The organism is Paenibacillus spiritus, assembly GCF_008710135.1.
GTDB classification, from domain to species: Bacteria; Bacillota; Bacilli; order Paenibacillales; family Paenibacillaceae; genus Paenibacillus_AQ; species Paenibacillus_AQ glufosinatiresistens.
The window spans coordinates 1-1,847 of sequence record NZ_VYKK01000040.1 but is presented as its reverse complement, the minus strand read 5'-3'; the positions used below and the strand labels follow the sequence as shown (position 1 = coordinate 1,847).

General features: G+C 40.0%; 1 protein-coding gene. It reads left to right on the top strand.

What is annotated here, in order from left to right; genetic code table 11:
- The first annotated feature begins 689 nt into the window (after positions 1 to 689).
- The gene (locus F4V43_RS19260) at positions 690 to 1,535 is read left to right on the top strand and encodes a hypothetical protein (RefSeq protein WP_150459887.1); all 846 of its coding nucleotides are present in this window, start codon (positions 690 to 692) and stop codon (positions 1,533 to 1,535) included.
- Positions 1,536 to 1,847: the final 312 nt, after the last annotated feature.

The window sequence follows — 1,847 nt, the reverse complement described above, 5'->3', positions numbered from 1 at the left end:
TCTCAAATCTTACCATAGTATTTAGTTTTCAGACACATCCTAGATGCATGAAAAAAACGTTAATTTATCAGGGGGTTAAAGAACAACGGATTAATGTAAGTTGCAGAGAGGGACTTTCTTATAGTTTTTGTTCCAGAACAATACTTAAATGTAATTTTCAATTTGATTGATTTTAAAAAAAGTCTAGTATTATCAGTGGGTATGAGAACAATGATATAATGTAATAAATCACAGGTGTGTCTGGTGACATTAAAGTTGGTATCTAGACATTACTGTAAGTGCTTAGACACTAAAGTTAGTGCCTTTACAAAATAGTTGGTCCTAGAAGTTGAATGGTCCATTAAATATCGATAAGAAAAGTCCCGATGATTTCTTAAATCATCGGGACTTTTCTTATGATAGGTTGATTAATGAAACTTTATCATAGTTTAAAATTCACTTATGAATAAACTGTCAAATGAAAATAAAGTAATAGACTGAAGACGCTTCATTAAACTAACGGGCAGAATAACGCAGCAAACTCTTTTAAGATAGGCGATTCAAGCTAGAAAAATCAATTATAAAATTTGTAACGGAATTTAAATTATTAATCAATTACAGATTATTGTTGCGAAATTGAACTTAATAGGTTATGATTTAAATATCAATTGCGAATTGCTCACAAAAACATTAACGGGGGTCGTTGCCAAATGATTAGCGGTACAAACGGTGTAGCAGGTGCTCTTCAGGTATTGAATTCTGCCCTTACATTAGAAGAGGATGAAGCCGCAGAGCAAGTTACTGCCTTGGCAGTTGCTAAAGATTGGGGAGCGCTGGGCCCGGCAACAGATCGTGCTAAGCAGTTGGAAAGCTTTCGCAAACGTGTCGAGACTCTCATCAAGGACTGGCAGCGATCCCAAAGCAGTAGCGGCAGTGCTTCATCCGCTGAACTCCAAGCGATTCGGCATGACATTTCTGTGCCTGTAGAAGAGAGATCCACTTGGGGATTTGTTGGTCGTAACGTTCGCGTAGAAACAGACGGGAGCACCAAGTACTCTAATCTAATCCCACGGAACTTGTTATTCTCGCTGATGATGGAAGCGTACAAGCTTATTAAGCTTAACGGTTTTGTGAAGACTTCTCAGGTGTTGCCAGGGACCGAAGAAATGATTCGAGAAATGAGCGACTATAAGAGTGAGAGCACTAATCGCCTCCCGATCTACGTAGCCTTTAAGGTGCTTCTGATAGACGGTATTCTTATTAAAAATTCGCATAAATATAGTTTCGCACCGGGTGGCGAGGACAAATTCTTCGATTTGTTAGCGCTGATCGATGGAAAAGACGAGGATAAAAAGGAATTCGTCCCGCACGAAGAAGCGGTTAGGCGCCTTAGAGAAGCTGGTGAGACCGAGATGGCAGATGACCTCGACGCATATGCTAACAAAACATCACAGAAAGGCGGCTGGGACGGCGCTGTGACTGGCGAACAAGGAGATCTTTATAAACGACACGGCAAACGCATGCGTGAAATCATCTGGCCGTATCGCTATAGATAACAGACAAAAGCCCTTGAGGAGTCAAGGGCTTTTGTCTGTTCCATAACTTAAAAGAAATGACCATCGATGAACTGCTGTATGCAACTAACGGGAAACTATAGCTCAGTACAAACAGAAGCAGCCGGGCTTGAGAACCGGCTGCTTCTCGTTACGTTAACGGGCAGGATAGTTACAAATAAAGATCCCGCCAATTTTAAAGCCAATTATACAAATTATATCTTTTGTATCTGCGTAGTTAGTGGAAAACTGTTATACAAAAGAATCTATTAGGTCGTGTCTGAAAACTATTCATTGAGTTAATTTGAAGATGGC

Bases quoted from the DNA above. Each gene is read 5' to 3' on its own strand.
- F4V43_RS19260 (WP_150459887.1), top strand. From the start codon at position 690: ATGATTAGCGGTACAAACGGTGTAGCAGGTGCTCTTCAGGTATTGAAT.